Raw genomic sequence first — 16,507 nt, forward strand, 5'->3', positions numbered from 1 at the left:
GCGTTGTTTGGTCAGTACTGCTGTTGTTACGGCTGTCCGCCAGGAAGCACTGAGCGGTAGACCTCAAGGGTGGTCTCCGTGATGGATTCCCAGGAGAAGTGCTCCTCCGCGCGGCGGCGGCCGGCCAGGCCCATGGCACGCGCCCTTTCTGGATCGGAGACCACCTCCGTGAGTGCGGCGGCAAATTCCGTCACGAACTTCTCCGGATCCAGCGGTGTGCCGGTGCCATCGGTGACCTGCTCAAGATCCACCAAGAGGCCCGTCTGCCCGTGCTGGACCACCTCGGGAATACCACCCGTAGCGCTGGCCACAACGGCGGCACCGCAGGCCATCGCCTCGAGGTTGACGATGCCCAGCGGTTCATAGATGGACGGGCAGGCGAACGCTGTGGCGTGGCTGAGGACCTGGATGAGTTCGTTCCGCGGCAGCATCCGCTCAATCAGGACGACGCCGGTCCGCTGGCTCTGCAATTCCTCAATCAGGCGTGCAGTGTCTGCAGCGAGTTCGGGGGTATCCGCCGCCCCGAGGCACAGCACAAGTTGTACGTTGGCCGGCAGCTTCGCGGCGGCACGCAGGAGGTACGGCACGCCCTTCTGGCGCGTGTTGCGTCCGACAAACACCACGCTCGGCTTATCCGGGTCGATGCCCAGCGCACGGATAGCGTCGTCGTTTTCATCGCGTTGCCACAGTTCAACGTCGATACCGTTGTGGACCACCCTGACCTTGGCGGGGTCGACGTCGGGGTAGCTGCGCAGGATATCCTGCCGCATGCCTTCCGAGACGGCGATGATCGCCGCTGCGGCCTCGTAGGCGGTTTTCTCAACCCACGAGGACAAGGCGTAGCCACCGCCGAGCTGTTCGGCCTTCCACGGCCTCAAGGGCTCCAGGCTGTGGGCGCTCAGTACGTGCGGGATGCCGTGGAGCAGGGAGGCCAGGTGGCCGGCCATGTTCGCGTACCAGGTGTGCGAGTGGACCAGATCGGCCCCTGCCACGTCCGGCACGATGCGCAGGTCCACTCCTAGCGTCTGGACGGCGGCGTTGGCAGACCCCAGGTCTTCGGGAACGGAATAGGAAGTCACCCCGGCACCGTGGTAATCGGCGTCGCGGGGAGCTCCAAAGGCACGAACCTGCAGGTCAACTCGCTTACTCAGCACCCTGCTCAATTCGGCCACGTGGACTCCGGCGCCTCCGTAGATCTCGGGCGGGAACTCTTTAGTCACAATGTCTATTCGCACGTTACCCAAGGTAGTCGTTCCGCACTATCTGTTCTAGTGTGAAGGAGTCCGGGCATGCCGGACTGTGGGGAGATACGAAGGCGTACAGGAGCGACCACCATGCCGTTGAACAAAAGAGTCCTGGCCATTGTCCTCGCAGGCGGCGAGGGTAACAGGCTAATGCCACTGACGGCAGACCGGGCCAAACCTGCTGTGCCTTTTGCCGGCAGTTACCGGCTGATTGACTTTGCGCTGTCCAACCTGGTGAATTCACGCTACTTGCAGATTGTGGTGCTGACCCAGTACAAGTCTCACAGCCTTGACCGCCACATTTCCGAGACCTGGCGGATGTCGACGCAGTTGGGCAACTACGTGGCGTCCGTGCCGGCGCAGCAGCGGGTCGGCAAGAGCTGGTTCCTGGGCAGCGCCAACGCCATCTACCAGTCTCTGAACCTGATCTATGACGCCAACCCCGACATCGTCGTCGTCGTTGGCGCCGACCACGTCTACCGCATGGACTTTGCCCAGATGGTGGAACAGCATGTGCTGAGCGGGGCCAAGGCCACTGTGGCCGCCGTGCGCCAACCGTTGAACATGGCAAACCAGTTCGGCGTGATTGAGGTGGACCAGGAGGACCAGCAAAAGATCGCCGCATTCGTGGAGAAACCCGCCACAACTCCCGGATTGGCCGCCGATCCGACCCAGTTCCTGGCGTCCATGGGCAACTACGTCTTTGACGCCGATGCTTTGGTGGATGCCCTCCACGTCGATGCCGAACGGCTCGATACCAAGCACGACATGGGCGGGGACATCATCCCCTACTTCGTCAGCCAGGGAGAGGCTGGAGTGTACGACTTCACGCTCAACGACATCCCCGGTTCCACCGAACGCGACCGGACGTACTGGCGTGACGTGGGCACCATCGATTCGTTCTACGACGCGCACATGGATCTCATCTCCCCGTTGCCTGTGTTCAACCTCTACAACTCTGAATGGCCCATCTACACGCGGCAAAGCATCTCCCCGCCCGCCAAGTTTGTCCGCGGCGAGAATGACACCGTGGGCACCGCCCTGGACTCCATTGTTTCCAGTGGTGTGGTCATCTCCGGCGGCGTGGTGGAGGGTTCCGTCCTCTCCAATGACGTCTTTGTGGGTAACGGCAGCAGAGTCATCGACTCGGTCCTGATGGACAAGGTGAACATCGGCGAAGGTGCCGTCGTCAACCGGGCCATCCTGGACAAATACGTGAAGGTACCGGCCGGCGCCGCGATCGGTCTGGATCCGGAACTGGACCGCGCCCGCGGTTTCAAGGTGACCGAGACCGGTATCACCGTACTCGCCAAGGGACAACAGGTGCCTGAGCCCGGGGAGGCGGAACGGGCGCTTGCAGCCCGGAACCTCCACCTTGTGCCTAATGCCATCCAGGCGGCAACGGCCAACTATCCCGAGATCCGCGAATCGGTGGAACAGGCCGCGGCGGTTCATGCGGAGACGGCATTGCATGCCGCCCAAGGCGCCCACCGCGCGTAGGCCGCAACGGGCAGGCCCGGCAGGACCGCTTGTCGCTGGATCCGGTCGGGCCGGATCTTCGTGAGGCTGTAAAATCGGTACAATGAGCTCCCCAGATCTGACGCCTGAAGAAATCCAGGCCTGCCTCAAGGTTTTGAACACCATCCACGTTTACGACGAGGAACACCCTGACTATGTCACGGTGCGCCGCGCTACCGGGAAGATGTTCAAGGCCGTGAAGCGTCACCGCCGCGTGACCAAGCGGGACTTGATCTCTGAAGCCGACCGGGCCGTCATTGCACAGACCGCTACGGCAGCACCGGACAGGATCGACGACGAGACCCGCGGCAACAAGCTGGAGACGTCAGCGACGGGCAAGGTGGCCGGGCACCTGATCCGTTCCCGCCCCTGCTATGTCTGTAAGAAGCATTACACGCAAGTGGACGCGTTTTACCATCAGCTCTGCCCGGAATGCGCCGCGTTCAGCCACAGCAAAAGGGATGCCCGCACGGATCTGACAGGCCGGCGTGCTCTTCTCACCGGCGGGCGCGCCAAAATCGGCATGTACATTGCCCTGCGCCTGCTCCGGGACGGCGCCCACACCACCATCACCACCCGGTTCCCCAAAGACGCGGCGCGCCGCTTCGCGGCCATGGAAGACAGCGGCGACTGGCTGCACAGGCTCCGGATCGTGGGCATCGACCTTCGCGACCCGTCACAGGTGATGGCCCTGACGGATTCGCTCAACGCCGCGGGCCCCCTGGACATCATCATCAACAACGCTGCCCAGACCGTGCGCCGGTCCGGCAACGCCTATAAGCCCCTGGTGGACGCCGAGGACGAACCGCTGCCCGCCGCATTGGAGCCGGCCAACGGCGGACCGGAACTGGTGACGTTCGGCCACGCCCACGACAAACATCCCCTCGCCCTCGCGAGCAGTGTCACCGATCACCCCGTGCTGGCCGGTGACGCGATCACATCATTGGCGCTCTCCACCGGCTCGGCTTCTCTGGAGCGGATCGCCGCCGGTACAGCGATCGACGCCGGCGGGCTCGTTCCGGACCTGGCCGGCATCAACAGCTGGACCCAGGTGGTGGACGAGGTTGACCCCCTGGAAATGCTGGAAGTGCAGCTCTGCAACGTCACGGCCCCGTTCCTGCTGGTCAGCAGGCTCCGGGATGCCATGAAACGCGCCACCGCACACCGGAAGTACATCGTCAACGTTTCCGCCATGGAAGGCCAGTTCTCGCGGGCCTACAAGGGCCCCGGGCATCCGCACACCAACATGGCCAAAGCGGCCTTGAACATGATGACCCGGACCAGCGCCCAGGAAATGCTGGACGCCGACGGGATCCTGATGACGGCTGTGGACACCGGCTGGATCACCGACGAACGCCCGCACTTCACCAAGGTCCGGCTCATGGAGGAGGGCTTCCACGCACCCCTGGACCTGGTGGACGGCGCAGCCCGCGTCTACGATCCGATCGTGATGGGCGAAAACGGCGAGGACCAGTACGGGGTCTTCCTCAAGGACTACAAGCCCAGCCCCTGGTAGCGGGCCACTGTCATGGCCGTGGTGTTGGGCGTAGGCTCGGCGGCATGAACAGCACAGCAACGTCCAACGGCTCAACGTCCAGCGAGTCCAACTCCAGCGGGTCAACGTCCCAGGTCCAAAACCTGGAACACCACGAATGCTGGGCCCTGTTGCGGACGGTGTCTGTAGGCAGGCTGGCCGTCCTGGTGGACGGCCAGCCTGATATTTTCCCCATCAACTACACGGTGGATGGCGGAACGTTGGTCTTCCGCACCGGCGAAGGAACCAAGCTGGCCGCCGCCTCGGGCGGTGCCGCTGTGGCGTTGGAGGCCGACGGCGTGGATGCCGTCAGTGGCCTGGCCTGGAGCGTGGTGGTCAGGGGACCGGCTAAGGCCATTACAGGAACCGAGGGCATCCTGGACTCCGCGGCCCTGTATCTTTTCCCATGGCAGGCCGGGAAGAAGGACACGTTTGTCCGGGTGAGCCCGGGCACTGTGTCCGGGCGCCGGTTCAAGGTCACCGCGCCCATGACGTGGTGGACCCAGCTCAGCGGAGCAGCCAAGGCAGCTCCCGAGTAACGCAGGGCCAACCCGGCCACGCGCCGAGGTGAAGTCCCCGCCTTAGAGGCCTAAGCCAGCCGGGTGATTTCCACGCTCACGCTGAGCGCCGAGCCTCCACCGCCGGACAGGATGCCCTTCAGTGGCGGCACGTCCCGGTAGTCACGTCCCCTGGCAACAGTGACATGGTAGTCGCCTGCCGGCTTGTGGTTGGTGGGATCCCAGCTGCGCCACTCGCCGTCCCAGAACTCCAGCCACGCATGTGACTGGCCTGCAACAGTCTCGCCGATGGCCGCCGTCGACCTCGGGTGCAGGTAGCCGGAGACGTACCGGGCGGGAATGCCGCAGCTGCGCAGCGCGCCGATGGCGAGGTGCGCGAGGTCCTGGCAGACGCCCTGCCGCTGTCCCCAGGCCTCCTCGGCGTTGGTGGTGACCGCAGTGGAACCGGACATGTATGTCATCTCGCCGCGCATCCATTCGAAGATGGACATGGCTGCCTGGTGCGGGTTCTTGCCCGCCACGACACCTGGAATGATGCCCAGTACCTCGTCACCGGGACCGCTCAGCTGGGACTGCGGCAGCCAGTCACTGAACGTATTAAACGATTCCTTCGATGCCAGGACGTCCCAGCCGGCGATGTCGGAATCGGCCGGGATTTTTTCCGCCCGGTGCACTTCGACAGTGATATTGGAAACGACCTCCAGGTGGTCGTGCGGCATCTGCATGTCGAAAGCGGTGACCCGCGTGCCCCAGTAGTCCCGGTAGTTGCCCACGGCCGCCTGCGTCGGCGACACCTTGAGCACGGATTCAAGGACCACCTGCTGGGGGTCGGTCAGCGGGGTCATGCGGGCTTCGTTGTAGGAGAGCGTGACGCGCTTGTTGTACTTGTAGGCCGTGGTGTGGATGATGCTCAGCCGGGTCATGAAACTTCTCCCACCCAGGCGAGCTCGTCTGCCTGATTGAAGTATTTTCGGGAAATGGCGTCCGAGGCCTGCGAGACGGCCTTCTGCACGCGTTCCATATGCTCGGGCAGTTCGGACATCAGATCGTCCGTCCGGTGGAACTCGAGGAACGTACGGGCCTGGCCCACGATCCGGCGGGCATCGTTGATGAAGCCCACCCGCTGCGCCGAAGGGTCCAGCTTGGCGAGGCACTCATCAGCGTCGCGCAGGGCGTAGACGATGGACCGCGGGAACAGCCGGTCAAGCAGGAGGAACTCGGCTGCATGCTGGTCCCCGAACGCGGCCCGGCGCGTCCGCAGGAACGACTCATAGGCCCCCGCGCACCGCAGCATGTTGACCCAGGACATACCCGCAGAAAGCACATCCCGGGTGGAAAGCATCCGCGCCGTCATGTCCGCGCGCTCCAGGGACCGGCCCAACACCAGGAACAGCCAGCTTTCGTCATGGCTCACCGTGGTGTCGGCCAGGCCGCTGACCATGGCCGTGCGTTCCAGCGTCCAGTTGCAGAAGCGGTACGTCCCCACGACGTCCTTACGGTGCTGGCTCAGCCCGTAGTAAGTAGTGTTGAGGCTTTCCCACAGGCCCGAGGACACGGTCTCGCGGGCACGGCGGGCATTCTCACGTGCGGCGCCCAGCGACCCGGCGATGGAGGTTGCGCTGGTTTTGTCATACGCCAGGGCGTGAAGGAGTTCGGGCAGGCCGAAGTCTTCGCTCTGCGGCCGGGCACCCATGACTGCGAGCAGTTCCTGGGCCACCCTGCGGCGTTCGTCCATGGGGAGGTGGTTCAGGCGTTCCAGGTGCACGTCCAGGATACGGGCGGTGCCGTCGGCCCGCTCCACATAGCGTCCGATCCAAAATAGGGACTCAGCAATACGGCTAAGCATTCGCGGTGACCTCCTGCGCGTCCGAAATCTGTGGGGATGACCCCGTGAACAATTGTGCCGGTTCGATGGCCGGGGTCACTGCTGCTGCTCCGACTGGCGGTCGCGCCAGTTGCTCTCCACTGGCCAGACGGATACCCGTTCGCGGATGGATATGGTGGGCCGCGGAACAGTTTCCACCGGCACCTGGGGTGAGTCTGCCAGCACCCAGGTGTCCTTGGAGCCGCCGCCTTGGCTCGAGTTCACTATCAGGGAGCCTTCCTTGAGCGCCACCCTGGTGAGTCCGCCGGGGAGTACCCAGACGTCGTCGCCGTCGTTGACGGCAAAGGGGCGCAGGTCCACGTGCCGCGGGCCGAACTTGTCCCCGCCCAGGGTGGGCACGGTGGAAAGCTGCAGGACCGGCTGGGCGATCCAGCCCCGCGGGTCAGCGATGACCCGTTTGCGCAGGGCCTCGAGTTCATCGTGGGAGGCGTCCGGCCCGATGACCAGGCCTTTGCCGCCGGAGCCGTCCACGGGCTTCACCACGAGCTCAGCCAGGTTGTCCAGGACATACTCCCGGGATTCCTTCTCCTCGAGCCGGAACGTGTCCACGTTCGCGATGACGGGCTCCTCGCTGAGGTAATAGCGGATGAGGTCCGGAACATAGCTGTAGACAAGTTTGTCGTCGGCCACGCCGTTGCCCACGGCATTGGCGATGGTCACGCCGCCGGCCCTGGCAGCGTTGACCAGTCCCGGGCAGCCGAGCATGGAATCCGAGCGGAACTGCAGAGGGTCCAGGAACTCGTCGTCGATGCGTTTGTAGATCACGTCCACGCGCTGTTCACCGGCCGTGGTTCGCATGTAGACGCGGTTGCCGCGGCAAATGAGGTCGCGGCCTTCGACAAGCTCCACGCCCATCAGGCCGGCCAGCAGGGTGTGTTCAAAGTAGGCGCTGTTGAAGACGCCGGGGGTCAGCACCACTACCGTGGGATCGTCGACGCCGGCGGGCGCCGTTTTGCGCAGGGCGGACAGCAGCCGCCTGGGGTACTCTTCCACGGGCCGGATGAGCTGCTGGCCAAACGCTTCGGGCAGGCCTTTGGCCATGGCCCGCCGGTTTTCCAGCACGTAGCTGACACCGGACGGCACCCGCACATTGTCTTCCAGGACGCGGAAGGTGCCTGCTGCGTCGCGCACCACATCGATGCCCGAGATGTGCACGCGGACCCCGCCTGCCGGCTCGAAGCCGTGCACCTGACGGTGGAAGTGGGCGCTGGTTGTGACGAGCTGGCGCGGGATGACGCCGTCTGCCACCACGTTCATTTTGTCGTAGACGTCGTTGAGGAAGGCTTCCAGGGCCCGGACGCGCTGCGCCACGCCCTTTTCCAGCACGGTCCACTCATCGGCGGGGATTACGCGCGGGACGATGTCGAGCGGAAACGGCCGCTCCTCCCCCGCGAAGTCAAAGGTGACACCGCGGTCCAGGAACGTCCGTGCCATGGAGTCAGCCCGGGCGCTGACGTCAACGAGGGAGAGCTTGCTCAGGGCATCGGCCACCTGACCGTACGACTCCCGCGCTTCCTGGCCGGGGGCGAACATCTCGTCGTAGGCACCCGTGCGCCCGGCGGCCTCGGAGTAATCCTGGAATAGGTCTGACATGTCCTTTAGCCAACCATCTTTTTGTTTCGAATTCATTACTGCCATCCATTGTGGCGTGTTGCCGGGGCAACGCCGGTTCGTTGGATCCGTGTCCTATCCGGCAAGGTTAGTGAGTGCCAGAGACAAGTAATGCCGGGAGCATCGGAGACAGCGGGAACAGCCACAGCGGACTGCGAGCCAGGCTTCGTGGACTGACGATACGTTCCGGCAGGCTCCTGCCCGGCCTCCTGACAGCCACCCCCGCGCTTGGCGTTGCCTTCGCCGTACATGCCATGGTGCCGGCACTGCCGGCCATGACCATCGCGGTTGCGTTGGGCCTGCTTGCCGCCAACCTGCCCGGCACGGCAACGTGGATCGCCGGCCGGGCCAGGCCGGGCCTCGACTTTGCGGGCAAGCACCTTATGCGCGGAGGCATAATCCTGCTGGGCCTCAAAGTGAGCATCATGGACATCCTGGGCCTGGGCTGGCTGGCCATGGTCCTCATCACTGGCGTGGTGCTTCTGAGCTTCGGCGGCACGTACCTGCTGGTGCGGTTGTTCCGGCTTCCGCGTGAGACCGCGCTGCTGGTGGCCACCGGCTTTTCGATCTGCGGGGCGTCCGCCATCGGAGCCATGGCGGCTGTGCGCCGGATCCGGCATGCGGATACCGTTCTGCCGGTGGCGTTGGTGACCTTGTGCGGCACCTTGGCGATCGGCATCCTGCCGCTGCTGATGCATCCCCTGCACTTGAGCCCCCTCGCTTTCGGTGCCTGGACGGGTGCGTCGGTGCACGACGTCGGCCAGGTGGTGGCTACGGCGCAGACTGCCGGCACCGCGGCACTGGGCATCGCCGTCGTCGTTAAGCTCACCCGCGTGCTGCTGCTGGCACCGGTTGTTGCCGTGGCGGGCCTGCACCACCGCAGGAGCACATCGGGCCAACACACGCTGCCGCCGCTGGTGCCCCTGTTCGTGGTGGGTTTCGTGGCCATGGTTGCGATCCGGTCCACGGGCTGGCTCTCCGACGGCTTGCTCGACGCCGGTTCCGGGCTGCAGGACATTCTCCTGGGAGCGGCCCTGTTCGGGCTCGGGTCCGCTGTCAGGATCCGCACACTGCTGCACACCGGAGCGAAGGCACTGCTCGCAGCGCTGGCGGCATGGCTGCTGATCGCGTTGCTGGGCCTTGCTGCGGCACTGCTGATGACAGCCTAGGCTGCGGCGGGATGGGGCGCGGCAGGCCCGGATCCCGTGATTAGATAGCGGAGTGTCACATGAGAATCTGCAGCGCAATGAAGCCGCTCAACGGTCAGAGCTGATCAGCACCCACAGTTACGACGTTTCCCTGGATGTGCGGCAGGCAGCGGACCCGGACGTGGCGGGCTACACCAGCCGCAGCGTTATCAACTTCTCCGCAGCCGTGCCGGGCCAGGGGCAGGCGGCGGCCACCTTTCTGGATTTCATCGCCGGCGAAGTCCACAGCGTGTTCCTCAACGGCAAAGGGCTCTCCGTGGCCGACGTTGTGGATGGTTCCCGGATCCGCCTGGACAACCTGCAGGCCGAGAACCAGGTCACCGTCACCGGCACCGCCCTGTACAGCCGGTCCGGCGAGGGCATGCACCGCTTTGTGGATCCCGCCGACGGCCGGTGCTACCTCTACACGCAATACGAACCCGCCGACGCACGGCGCGTGTTCGCCAACTTTGAACAGCCCGACCTCAAGGCCGAGTACACGTTTCACGTCATGGCACCGTCCGGCTGGGAGGTGGCCTCAAACGGTATGGAAGCGGCCCGCACGCAGCTGTCGAGCGATCCGGACACCAGCCGCTGGGACTTCGCCACCACCCGCCCCATGTCCACCTACATCACTACCATCCTTGCCGGGCCTTACTTCAAGGCCCAGGACCACTGGAGCGCCGCGCTCAACGACGGCACACCGCTGGAAGTACCACTGTCGCTGTACTGCCGTGCTTCCATGGCGGAATCCTTCGATGCCGCGGAACTCTTCCGCATGACCAAAAATGGGCTGAACTTCTTCAACCGGCTGTTCGACTACCCATACCCCTGGGGGAAATACGACCAGGCCTTCGTCCCGGAATACAACCTGGGCGCGATGGAAAACCCAGGCTTGGTCACCTTTACCGAAAGCTATGTGTTCACGTCCCGCGCCACCGACGCGCAGTACCAGGCCCGGGCGAACACGCTAATGCACGAGATGGCGCACATGTGGTTCGGGAACCTCGTCACGATGCAGTGGTGGGACGATCTGTGGCTGAAAGAGTCCTTCGCGGACTACATGGGCACCCTCGGCGTGGACCGTGCCACCGACTGGGACACCGCGTGGGTGAACTTCGCCAACAAACGCAAGGCCTGGGCCTACGTCCAGGACCAACTGCCCACCACGCACCCGATCGTGGCCGACATCCCCGACCTCGAGGCCGCCAAGCAGAACTTCGACGGCATCACCTACGCCAAGGGCGCGTCCGTGCTCAAGCAGTTGGTGGCGTATGTGGGGTTTGACGCGTTCATCGCCGGCTCACGGCAGTACTTCCGCGACCACGCCTACGGAAACACCACCCTGGCGGAACTGCTGAAGGCCCTCAGCGCTGCTTCCGGCCGGGACCTTACCGGCTGGGCTGCCGCCTGGCTGCAGACCTCCGGCATCTCCACGCTGTCGCTGGAGACTATAACGCACGACGGCGTCCTGGGCGCCGTGACGATCGTCCAGGATGCGGTGGACCCCGTTACCGGACGGGAGGAACTGCGGCCGCACCGGCTGCGTGTGGGCTCGTACAACTTCGACGCCGACGGCGCCCTGGTCCGCATCGGGAGCGTCGAAACCGACGTTGCCGGAGCACGGCCGGAGATCCCGGAACTGGCCGGGCAGCCGCGGCCCGCCCTCCTGCTCGTTAACGATGATGACCTCACCTACGCCAAAGTACGGCTGGACCCGGTGTCCGAGGCGACAGTCCTGGCGTCGCTGGACCGGATCACCGACCCCATGGCCCGCGCCCTCTGCTGGACCGCGCTGTGGAACTCCGCCCGCGACGGGGAAAGCCCCGCCTCGCGCTATGTTGAGGCCGTGACGTCGTTCGGACCGGCCGAAACGGGAGTCGGCGTGCTGCTGAACATCCTCGAGAACGCCTCCACCGCCGTCGAACGCTACACCCCCGTGGCCCAACGCGACGCGGTGCGCGGCTCCCTCCTGGCGGCCGCCGACGCCCAGCTGGGGAAGGCAGCGCCGGGTTCGGACCACCAGCTGGCCTGGGCGCGGACGCTCGCCGCCGCCAGCCGTCACGACGCCGCCCTCCTCCCCCGGCTCAGGGGCCTGCTGGACGGCTCCGTGGTGGTGGACGGCCTGGCCGTGGACGCCGAGCTGCGCTGGAGCCTCTGGCACGCCCTGGCGGCCAACGGGCAGGCCGCCCCCGACGAGCTGGACGCAGAACTTGAACGGGACACCACTGCCTCGGGCCGGGCGGGCCATGCCACGGCGATGGCTTCCCGGCCGGAACCCGGCGTAAAGGCCGCCGCCTGGCAGGAGGCCGTGGAGGGGACGGAGCTGTCGAACCAGCTCCTCAGCGCCAGCATCGCCGGCTTTGCGACCGCTCCCGCTGCCCTGCTGGACCCTTATGTGGAGCCCTACTTTGAGTGCCTCCGCGTCGTCTGGGACCAGCGGAGCATCGAAATCGCCAGCCGGATCGTCCGGGGGCTGTACCCCCTGGCGCAGAACCTGCCGGCGGGGACACCGCCAGCGGAGCACCCCGTGGTGCTCCGCACGGATGCCTGGCTGACGGCCAACACTGACGCGCCCCGGGCGCTGCGCCGGATCATTGTGGAGCAGCGGAGTCACCTGCTCCGCGGGCTCACCGCACAGCTGCAGTAGGCCACTCCGGCACGGGCTTACGGGACCCGGTGCAGCCAATCCTCGGCGCCGAACTTGGTGGTCACCCGGTCCCGGGCGGCACTGAGTTCGGCGGCAGTGAGTTCGGACGGGGTGGCTGCGTACCGTTCGCTGAACACTTCCATCATGGCGCCGATGATCTCCGTGCGGGCCAGTCCGGTCTGCCTGCGCAGCGGATCAACCCGTTTCTTGGCGCTGCGCGTGCCCTTGTCCGAGAGCTTCTCCTTGCCGATGCGCAGCACCTCGACCATCTTGTCGGCGTCGATGTCGTAGCTCATCGTGACGTGATGCAGCATCCCCCCGTTGGCGAGGCGCTTCTGGGCAGCACCGCCGATCTTGCCCTGGTCCGTGGCGATGTCGTTCAGGGGCACGTAAAAGGCTGTCACCCCGATTTTTTCGAGGGCGGCCATCACCCAGGCGTCCAGGAATGCGTATGAGTCCGCGAAGCTGATCCCGTCCACCAGCGTCTGCGGCAGGTACAGGGAGTAGGTGATGCAGTTTCCGGCCTCCATGAACATGGCTCCGCCGCCACTGATTCGGCGGACCACACTGATGCCGTGCCGGGCTACGCCATCCGGATCCAGCTCGTTCCGAAAGGACTGGAAACTGCCGATCACCACGGATGGTTCCTCCCAGTCCCAGAACCGCAGGGTGGGGTTGCGACGGCCGGCGCCCACCTCTTCGGTCAGCACCTCATCCAGGGCGACGTTAATATGCGTCGGCAGCACGGCGGGGGCGATGATGTTCCAGTGGTGATCTGTCCAGGCCGTTGCCTTCGCCAGCGCGCGGCGGACCGTGACGGACACGGCGTCGGCCGAAAAGCCGAACAGGACGGCGCCCGGAGGCAGCCAAGCGGTGACGGCCGCGGACAGCTCCGCCGCCGTCGTGCTTTCCGGAAGTCCTGTCAGCGCCCGGTTGATGGCGGGCAGCGCCTCGTCAGGTTCGAGGAAAAAGTCGCCGCTGACGGAGACATCGGCGAGGAGACCGTCCACAACGTCGAAGTCCACCACCACAAGTTTGCCGCCGGGGACTTTGTACTCACCGTGGTGGCTGCGGGGGCGGTCTTCAGCGGCAAATGGCGAGGCGATCATGCCATCCATCCTGCCCCACGATCAGGGCTCCCCGAAACGATAATGCCCAGGACGCAAAAAGCCCGCACCGTTGCCGGTGCGGGCTTTCCAAAGAACCTTGGGGGGTGAAGTGAACTACTTCGCGCCGCCGAAGCCCTTGAAGCGAGCGTTGAAGCGCTCGACGCGGCCTGCAGAGTCCATGATGCGCTGCTTGCCCGTGTAGAACGGGTGGGACTCGGAGGAGATTTCGACGTCGATAACCGGGTAGGTGTTTCCGTCTTCCCACTCGATGGTCTTCTTGGAAGACACTGTGGACTTGGTCAGGAAACTGACGCCGGAAGCCAGGTCGTTGAAAACAACAGCTTCGTACTTCGGGTGGATATCAGACTTCATAATGGGGCCTTTGTTCGCACAACTGGATTTTGCCAGCTGCCAGGTATGAATGGGATGGCTGGTGTCTGCTTCACTGCCGCAAGGCAGAAAGCGCAGGACAGCCAGCTCATAATAATAGCTGATCAACGCGGACCCTGCTAACCGCGGGGCCGGAGTTCCCAGAACGCCACGGCGGAGGCCGCCGCCACGTTGAGGGAGTCCACTCCTGCGCGCATGGGAATCTTCACGGCGAGGTCGGCGGCAGCAAGCGTCCCGGCGCTCATGCCGGCGCCCTCAGTGCTGAGCACCAGGGCCAGCCTGTCCGGATTACGCGCGGCGAGCCCGTCCACATCCACGGCGTCCTCGGTGAGTTCAAGCGCGGCCACCGTGACGCCGGCTTTCTTGAGCAGCGACAGGTCCCCCGGCCAGGACTCAAGCCGCGACCAAGGCACCTGGAAGACCGTTCCCATGCTGACCCGGACACTGCGGCGATAGAGCGGATCGCCGCAGCGCGGCGAAATCAGGACGGCGTCGATGTCCAGTGCCGCGGCCGACCGGAAGATGGCGCCCGCGTTGGTGGGTGTTGCAATGTGCACGGCCACGGAAGGCATGTCCCGGCTCAGCGCCTCATGGCCGGACCAACCCCGGTCTCGGCCTCAACTTCGTCCACGCAACGAACTCCACTGCTCGTAAGACGGAGCGACCTGTCCCCCGCCACAGCCACAGCCTGAGGAAAAGTTTCGTAAGTCAATCGAATCCACGTTCACAGCGGGCGGATCAAAGGTGGGGGTTGCTGCCAACTTGCCATGGCTGCCGTTTGGATATTCCTGCCTGCTTTTCGGGAGGGCGGTAAGATTACACAGATCATTGCTTGCCTTGGTGGATTTTGTCGTTGCTGAAACTGTTGGAGGAGTAGGTGGAACAGTCGTCCCTGCACCGCCTCCCTAAGACCACGGCGGCCGGAGCTGCGATGCTGATTGTTTTGAGCGCATGTGCTCCCGCAGGCGTCCACCCGCAGCCTGTGTTCACACGGCCAGTATCGGCGCCCTCGCCCACGTCCGGCGGCATTTCTAAAACGGTGTCAATGGATCCCGCGGTCACGGTTGTCGTGATTGGAGACTCGCTGAGCACGGGGCTTGGAACGTCACCAAAACAGGCGTGGCCCAAACTCCTGCAGTCGGTACCCCTGCCCGACAATCGGGCGGTTGAAATCATTAATGCTGCCCAGAACGGCAGCGGCTACCTGGCCACCGGTGTCGACGGCGACACATTCCGTATGGAAGTCCAGGCGGCAGTCACACCTGCGACCGACGTGATCTTGTTCTTCGGATCCGACAACGACAAGGGGGCAGATCCGGAGGAGCTCAAGGCGGCGGTCGCGGCAACGTTCGACGCCGCGTCGTCCCTGGCTCCCAAGGCCACTCTCGTCGCGATCGGTCCGCTGTCCGGCAGCGAGGGGCCGGATCAGGTGCTTGCCGACGTGAGCAGCTCTGACGCTTCCGCCGCGCAGGACATGGGGGTGAGATTCGTTGATCCCATAGCCGATCACTGGATCAGCGACCGCGCCGATGTTCTGCTCGGGCCGGACGGTGAACACCCCAGCGCCAGGGGACAAAAATTTCTGCGCGACAAGATGAAGCGGATTCTTAGCGCAGCCCTAGCCAGCTGAAAAGGCCCCCTCTGCTTGGGGATTTCCAAGCTGCAGACTTATAGGATCCAGCTGTGTACTCGATTTCGTTCGTGAGCGGTCCGGTGCCCGTTGTGCGGCTGCTCTGCTGTCGGCAGAAACATGAGCACCGCACGAGGCCGACGCCGGGCGGAAACTGTAGCCAGAGGCCGGGCGCGTAATCTCCGCACAGATTCCGGGAACAGTGAGTAAGCTGCGAACTTCGGAAGCTTACCTGTACCTGCCGCCGGCGTACCAAGTCCAGGACCGCCCGGACCGCCCGGACCTGGTCCTGGTGCACGGACTGCCGGGAAGCAGCCGGGACTGGGTCACATCAGGTCAGATCAACGCCGTAATGGACCAGTACGCTGCAGCCCACAAGGGTCTGGCCCCCGTGGTGGTGATGCCGGATGCCAGCGGCAACCATGCCAGCGACCCCCGCTGTGCCTCGACAGGAAATACGGGAACGCCGCCACCTACCTCGCCAGGGATGTGCCTGCCTGGGCGAAGTCCTCGCTGGTCGCCGGAAGCGGTGGCTCCCGCGACTGGGCCATCGCCGGTTTCTCTTACGGCGGCACGTGCGCAACCCAGTTGGGGGTGAATTATGCCGATCAGTACCCAACCTTTCTGGATATCCCCAGTGAGGACCAACCCACCATCAACGGCGGCAGGAGCGCCTTGGTGCGGAAATACTTGGACGGTGATGAGGCGGCCTTTGCCCGCCAGAACGACGTCGATGTGTTGAAAACAGGCCGGTTCCTGGGCACGGCCGGCGTGGTCACCGTGGGTGCCGATGACTCCTTTTACCGTCCGCAGGGAATCATCGTATACACGGCCGCCAAAGCCGCGGGAATGGAGATGCAGCTTCATCAGGTTCCGGGCGGCCACACATGGCACGCCTGGAGTGCTGGCCTCCAGAATAACCTTGACTGGTTGATGCGCAGATACGGCACCCTGCCCTGACCGGCGGCATCGGATTTGGGCCGGACCCGGTGCACGCCCTTCTTCGGCTCACGGCCGGGGACCACGCCCGCTCAGCTGCGCGGCGCAGTCGAAGGCCTCACCGCCGAATGGGCCGCCGGGCTCGTTGTCGCCTATGAACCGGTATGGGGATTTGGAACCGGCGAAGTTGCAGGTCCGGAAGATGCGCAGGAAATGTGCGTAGCTATCCGTGCGCAACTGGCTCACCTCTTTCACGAAAATATCGCCGTAAACACCCGCGTGGCCGCCCGTA

General features: G+C 64.8%; 13 protein-coding genes and 2 pseudogenes. 8 read left to right on the forward strand and 7 right to left on the reverse strand.

Going from position 1 to position 16,507, the window contains the following annotated elements:
* Positions 1-26 precede the first annotated feature (26 nt).
* A complete protein-coding gene (glgA, locus tag ACQCSV_RS10545; protein WP_354155733.1) occupies positions 27-1,235 on the reverse strand; it encodes a glycogen synthase in 1,209 nt (402 codons plus the stop codon).
* Between the two features lie 99 nt (positions 1,236-1,334).
* Here glgA and glgC point away from each other — a divergent pair, with 99 nt between their 5' ends.
* From glgC to ACQCSV_RS10560, 3 genes are all read left to right on the forward strand, one after another.
* Positions 1,335-2,744: a glucose-1-phosphate adenylyltransferase gene (gene glgC, locus ACQCSV_RS10550; RefSeq protein ID WP_354155734.1), complete on the forward strand. Its 1,410-nt coding sequence runs from the start codon at positions 1,335-1,337 to the stop codon at positions 2,742-2,744.
* A gap of 82 nt (positions 2,745-2,826) precedes the next feature.
* On the forward strand, positions 2,827-4,278 hold the full coding sequence (locus ACQCSV_RS10555) for an SDR family NAD(P)-dependent oxidoreductase (RefSeq protein ID WP_354155735.1): 1,452 nt from the start codon (positions 2,827-2,829) through the stop codon (positions 4,276-4,278).
* A 44-nt stretch (positions 4,279-4,322) separates the two neighbouring features.
* Entirely contained in the window at positions 4,323-4,835 is a 513-nt protein-coding gene (locus tag ACQCSV_RS10560) for a pyridoxamine 5'-phosphate oxidase family protein (RefSeq protein ID WP_354155736.1), read from the forward strand.
* A 50-nt stretch (positions 4,836-4,885) separates the two neighbouring features.
* On the opposite strand, the gene ACQCSV_RS10565 is transcribed toward ACQCSV_RS10560, so the two are convergent.
* The 3 genes from ACQCSV_RS10565 to ACQCSV_RS10575 form a co-directional block, all read right to left on the reverse strand.
* Positions 4,886-5,737, reverse strand: coding sequence for a transglutaminase family protein (locus ACQCSV_RS10565; RefSeq protein WP_354155737.1), 852 nt, complete (start codon positions 5,735-5,737; stop codon positions 4,886-4,888).
* Positions 5,734-6,660 (reverse strand): alpha-E domain-containing protein, encoded by a 927-nt coding sequence (locus tag ACQCSV_RS10570; RefSeq protein ID WP_056339904.1) that lies wholly within the window; start codon positions 6,658-6,660, stop codon positions 5,734-5,736. Before ACQCSV_RS10570 ends, ACQCSV_RS10565 begins: the two co-directional genes overlap by 4 nt.
* 75 nt (positions 6,661-6,735) lie before the next feature.
* Positions 6,736-8,292 carry a circularly permuted type 2 ATP-grasp protein gene (locus tag ACQCSV_RS10575; protein WP_354155738.1) on the reverse strand — a complete coding sequence of 519 codons (1,557 nt, stop codon included), beginning with the start codon at positions 8,290-8,292 and terminating at the stop codon, positions 6,736-6,738.
* Positions 8,293-8,405: 113 nt separating this feature from the next.
* On the opposite strand from ACQCSV_RS10575, the gene ACQCSV_RS10580 reads away from it, so the two are divergent.
* Positions 8,406-9,479 (forward strand): YeiH family protein, encoded by a 1,074-nt coding sequence (locus ACQCSV_RS10580; RefSeq protein ID WP_426938395.1) that lies wholly within the window; start codon positions 8,406-8,408, stop codon positions 9,477-9,479.
* 52 nt (positions 9,480-9,531) lie between these two features.
* Positions 9,532-12,147, forward strand: a complete 2,616-nt coding sequence (gene pepN, locus ACQCSV_RS10585) for an aminopeptidase N (RefSeq protein ID WP_354155739.1) — start codon at positions 9,532-9,534, stop codon at positions 12,145-12,147.
* A gap of 17 nt (positions 12,148-12,164) precedes the next feature.
* Here the strand turns inward: pepN and ACQCSV_RS10590 are convergent, their stop codons facing one another.
* The 3 genes and pseudogenes from ACQCSV_RS10590 to ACQCSV_RS10600 form a co-directional block, all read right to left on the reverse strand.
* On the reverse strand, positions 12,165-13,256 hold the full coding sequence (locus ACQCSV_RS10590) for a biotin/lipoate A/B protein ligase family protein (RefSeq protein WP_354155740.1): 1,092 nt from the start codon (positions 13,254-13,256) through the stop codon (positions 12,165-12,167).
* Positions 13,257-13,370: 114 nt separating this feature from the next.
* The gene (locus ACQCSV_RS10595; protein WP_111909496.1) at positions 13,371-13,628 is read right to left on the reverse strand and encodes a type B 50S ribosomal protein L31; all 258 of its coding nucleotides are present in this window, start codon (positions 13,626-13,628) and stop codon (positions 13,371-13,373) included.
* A gap of 137 nt (positions 13,629-13,765) precedes the next feature.
* Positions 13,766-14,197 (reverse strand): annotated as a pseudogene (locus tag ACQCSV_RS10600) (TrmH family RNA methyltransferase); the annotation flags it as partial.
* Positions 14,198-14,691: 494 nt separating this feature from the next.
* On the opposite strand from ACQCSV_RS10600, the gene ACQCSV_RS10605 reads away from it, so the two are divergent.
* From ACQCSV_RS10605 to ACQCSV_RS10615, 3 genes and pseudogenes are all read left to right on the forward strand, one after another.
* On the forward strand, positions 14,692-15,276 hold the full coding sequence (locus ACQCSV_RS10605; protein WP_354155742.1) for an SGNH/GDSL hydrolase family protein: 585 nt from the start codon (positions 14,692-14,694) through the stop codon (positions 15,274-15,276).
* 489 nt (positions 15,277-15,765) lie between these two features.
* On the forward strand, positions 15,766-16,236 hold the full coding sequence (locus ACQCSV_RS10610; RefSeq protein ID WP_354155743.1) for a hypothetical protein: 471 nt from the start codon (positions 15,766-15,768) through the stop codon (positions 16,234-16,236).
* Positions 16,237-16,281: 45 nt separating this feature from the next.
* A pseudogene (locus tag ACQCSV_RS10615) lies at positions 16,282-16,497 on the forward strand (triose-phosphate isomerase); the annotation flags it as partial.
* Positions 16,498-16,507: the final 10 nt, after the last annotated feature.

Source organism: Pseudarthrobacter sp. S3, from assembly GCF_050156905.1.
Lineage (GTDB): Bacteria > Actinomycetota > Actinomycetes > Actinomycetales > Micrococcaceae > Arthrobacter.